The sequence below is a fragment of the Janthinobacterium sp. SUN073 genome, from assembly GCF_030397665.1.
Lineage (GTDB): Bacteria > Pseudomonadota > Gammaproteobacteria > Burkholderiales > Burkholderiaceae_D > Janthinobacterium.
Window position 1 is genome coordinate 1 of sequence record NZ_JAPUBT010000014.1, and the last position, 4929, is coordinate 4929.

Below are 4929 nucleotides of genomic sequence, written 5' to 3' on the forward strand. Positions count from 1 at the left end.
GCGCGGCGGCACGATCAAGTTGCTGGGCGACATGCAGAGCGGCACGGTCAACGCGGGCGGGACGCTGGACGCCAGCGCGCCTGGCGGTGGCAATGGCGGCTTCATCGATACGTCGGCCGCGCATGTAAAAATCGACGCTGCGCTGAAGGTGACCACGGCGTCGGCCAAGGGAATGTCAGGCACCTGGCTGATCGATCCCACGGACTTCAATATCGCCGTCTCCGGCGGCGACATGACGGGCACCTTCCTGAGCAACTCCTTGAAGTCCGGCAATGTGCAGATCCAGAGCGTATCGGGTGCCGGCGGTACGCAAGGCAACATCAACGTCAACGATAACGTCAATTGGTCGGCTAACAAGCTGACCCTGACGGCGCAAAACAATATCAATATCAACAGGGCCATGCGCGGCGCGGGCACGGCCAGCCTGGCGCTCGAATATGGCCAGAGCGCGCTCGCCGCCGGCAATCAGTCCACGTACAACGTCAAGGCGGAAGTCGATCTGCCATCGGGCAACAATTTCAGCACCAAGCTGGGCAGTAACGGCAGCGTGACCGTGTACCAGGTGATCAACAGCCTGGGCGCTTTCAACAGCACGAGCGGCAACGATGTGCAGGGCATGCAGGGTAATTTGTCTGGCAACTATGTCCTGGGTAGCAATGTCGACGCCAGTGTCACGGGCAGCTGGGACAGCGGCCAGGGATTTGTGCCGATCGGCAGCGCCGGCACGCCATTTACTGGCAAGTTTGATGGCCTGGGCCATGAACTGTATGGCTTGACCATCAACCGCGCCGAGACGCCGGCGGCGATGTTCGGCAATATTGGCGCGGCCGGCAGCGTGCGCAACCTGAGCTTGAGCAATGTCAATATTTCGGGTTCGCAGGCCGCGTACGGCGCCGCGTATACCGACATCGGCGCGCTGGCGGGCCGCAACAACGGCACCATCGAAAATGTGTCCAGCAGCGGTGCCGTGCATGGTTCTGGCTACATCAACATGGGCGCGCTGGTGGGCACCAACGCCGGTACGCTCAGTAACAGCCGCGCCGCCGGAACCGTCCTTGCCGGTGCTTTTGGCGCGGCGGGCGGCTTGGTGGGCGTGAATGCGGCAGGCGGTTTGATCAAGGGCAGCTCCAGTGCCGTGGCCACCACCTCTGCCAACTATTTCGCTGGCGGCCTGGCCGTGTTCAACCGAGGCACGATCAGCGACAGCTATGCCACGGGCGCCGTCAGTGTCGGTGGCACGGGCGGCAGCTATGGCGGCGGCCTGGCCGCCATCAATACGGATGGCGGCACGGTCACGAACAGCTATGCGACGGGCAATGTCACGGGAGCTTCCGGCCTGGGCGGCTTGCTGGGCCGGATAGAAAGCGGCGCGGTAACGAACAGCTATGCCACCGGTAATGTGACCGGGACGAATAATCTCGGCGGCCTGGTCGGGGTGTCTGCTGGCCCGATAAGTAACAGCTATGCCACCGGCAATGTGACGGGCAACTCCACCGTGGGCGGCGTGGTGGGCTACAACATTGGTGTTGCCCTCACCAATGCATATTATTCGGGCAAGCTCACGACGACCGGCATTAATAACGGCGCTATTGTTGGCGATCACAATGGTGGTTCCATTGTCAATGCCTACTTCAACAGCACGCTGAATCCGGCGGCAACTGCTGTTGGCCATGTAGGCAATGGTGCAAGCACCGTTGCCCAAGGCCTGACCAGCGCGCAGATGTTGCAAGGCAGTAATTTCGCAGGATTCAATTTCACCGGCACGGCCGGCGCGGCAGGCAACAACTGGGTGATCGTCAGCGGCGACGGTTCCATCAATGGCGCCAGCGCCGGCACGCGCCCCATGCTGGCGTCGGAATGGTCGAACACCATTAATTCCACGCACCAGCTGCAATTGATGGCAATGAACAAGGCAGCCAGCTACACGCTGGGCAGCAGCTTCAGCGCGGCAAGCACGGCCGCGAACGGCAACGACGTGTGGGGCAGTACGGGCTTCATCCCGGTCGGCACGGCAGGGTCGGCCTTCACGGGTAGCCTCGACGGCACGGGACATATTGTTTCCAGCCTGAATATTGTCAAGTCGGGCGTGGCGGGCGTGGGCTTGTTTGGCGTCGTCGGTAGCGGCGGCGTGATCGCCAATGTGGGCTTGTCTGGCGGCACGGTCGCTGGCGGCGACAGTACGGGCGCTCTGGTGGGCACGAATGGCGGCAGCGTCAGCGGCAGCTTTGCCACCAGCGCCGTCACGGGCGCCAACAATGTCGGCGGCCTGGTGGGCAGCAACACTGGCACGGGCACTATCAAGGATAGCTATGCCAGCGGCGCGGTGACCGGCACCAGTGGCGCGGGCGGCTTGGCGGGCAGCAACAGCGGCACCGTCGCCACCAGCTATGCGAATGGCAGCGTGAGCGGCGCCGGCGGCGGCCTGATCGGCACGGGCGCGGGCAGCGTCACGGGCAGTTACTGGGATAGCACGGCCAGCGGCAAGATATCGAGCGCTGGTGGCACGAGCGTGACGACGGCGCAGTTGAAGAATTTGTCGAATTACACGGGCGCGGGCTGGGAACTGGGCCAGATGTGGGTCGCCTACGATGGCCAGAGCGCGCCTTTCCTGCGCTCGTTCATGAAGCAGATCGCCGTGCGCGTTTCCTATGGCAGCAAGGTGTATGACGGCGTGGCCTACGCAGGCGGCAGCAATAGCGTCACGTATTCGAACACGGTGGCGGGAGCCAGCCTGCTCGGTACGGTCGCGTATGCAGCTAATCCCTCAGGCGCCGTGAATGTAGGCAGTTATGGCGTGTCGGCCAGCGGCCTGTATGCCACGGGCGGGCAGTCCGGCTATGCGGTCAGCTATATCGATGGCAACCTGATGATTACGCCCAAGGCCCTGACGGTGACGGGCGTGACGGCGGCAAGCCGCGACTATGACGGCACGCGCAATGCCGTACTGTCGGGCGGCGCATTGAGCGGCCTGGTCAGCGGTGAGACGCTGAACCTGGACCTGACGAACCAGAGCGGCGTTTTCGCCGACAAGAACGCGGGCAGCGGCAAGGTCGTCACTGTGGCGGGTGCGACCATCTCGGATGGCACCACCGGCCTGGCCAGCAACTACATCTTCAGCAATGCCAGCGGCGTGACGGGCACTATCACGCCGAAAGCGTTGACGGTGACGGGCGTGACGGCGGCAAACCGCGACTATGACGGCACGCGCAATGCCGTGCTGTCGGGCGGCGCATTGAGCGGCCTGCTTAGTGGTGAGACGCTGAACCTGGATCTGACGAACCAGAGCGGCGTTTTCGCCGACAAGAACGCGGGCAGCGGCAAGGTCGTCACCGTGACGGGCGCGACCATCTCGGATGGCACCACCGGCCTGGCCAGTAACTACGCCTTCAGCAACGCCAGCGGGGTGACGGCGATTATTTCCAAGGCCACCATCAACGGCGTGTCGAACGTGGGCGTCAACAACAAGACCTATGATGGCACGGCCACAGCCACGCTGACTGGCATGGCAACCTTCAGCGGCATCATCGGCGCCGACAGCCTGAGTGTCGCCGGCAATGGCTTGTTCAGCGACAAGAATGCGGGCACGGGCAAGAGCGTCGATGTCAGCGCCCTGACACTGGGCGGTGCGGACGCGGGCAACTATACGCTGGCCAGCACGATATCCAGCGGCGTGGCTAATATCACGCAGAAAGCGTTGACGGTGACGGGCGTGACGGCGGCAAGCCGCGACTATGACGGCACGCGCAATGCCGTACTGTCGGGCGGCGCATTGAGCGGCCTGATCAGCGGCGAGACGCTGAACCTGGATCTGACGAACCAGACCGGCGTTTTCGCCGACAAGAACGCGGGCAGCGGCAAGGTCGTCACTGTGGCGGGTGCGACCATCTCGGATGGCACCACCGGCCTGGCCAGCAACTACATCTTCAGCAATGCCAGCGGCGTGACGGGCACTATCACGCCGAAAGCGTTGACGGTGACGGGCGTGACGGCGGCAAACCGCGACTATGACGGCACGCGCAATGCCGTGCTGTCGGGCGGCGCATTGAGCGGCCTGGTCAGCGGCGAGACGCTGAACCTGGATCTGACGAACCAGAGCGGCGTTTTCGCCGACAAGAACGCGGGCAGCGGCAAGGTCGTCACCGTGACGGGCGCGACCATCTCGGATGGCACCACCGGCCTGGCCAGCAACTACGCCTTCAGCAACGCCAGCGGGGTGACGGCGATTATTTCCAAGGCCACCATCAACGGCGTGTCGAACGTGGGCGTCAACAACAAGACCTATGATGGCACGGCCACGGCCACGCTGACTGGCATGGCAACCTTCAGCGGCATCATCGGCGCCGACAGCCTGAGTGTAGCCGGCAATGGCTTGTTCAGCGACAAGAATGCGGGCACGGGCAAGAGCGTCGATGTCAGCGCCCTGACACTGGGCGGTGCGGACGCGGGCAACTATACGCTGGCCAGCACGATATCCAGCGGCGTGGCTAATATCACGCAGAAAGCGTTGACGGTGACGGGCGTGACGGCGGCAAGCCGCGACTATGACGGCACGCGCAATGCCGTACTGTCGGGCGGCGCATTGAGCGGCCTGATCAGCGGTGAGACGCTGAACCTGGACCTGACGAACCAGACCGGCGTTTTCGCCGACAAGAACGCGGGCAGCGGCAAGGTCGTCACCGTGGCGGGTGCGACCATCTCGGATGGCACCACCGGCCTGGCCAGCAACTACATCTTCAGCAATGCCAGCGGCGTGACGGGCACTATCACGCCGAAAGCGTTGACGGTGACGGGCGTGACGGCGGCAAACCGCGACTATGACGGCACGCGCAATGCCGTGCTGTCGGGCGGCGCATTGAGCGGCCTGGTCAGCGGCGAGACGCTGAACCTGGATCTGACGAACCAGAGTGGCGTTTTCGCCGACAAGAACGC

Annotated in this window: 1 protein-coding gene; it reads left to right on the forward strand. The window is 63.7% G+C overall.

Going from position 1 to position 4929, the window contains the following annotated elements; genetic code table 11:
* Nucleotides 1-4929: YDG domain-containing protein (locus O0882_RS26055; protein ID WP_289952934.1), on the forward strand; the 4929-nt coding region annotated here is incomplete at both ends.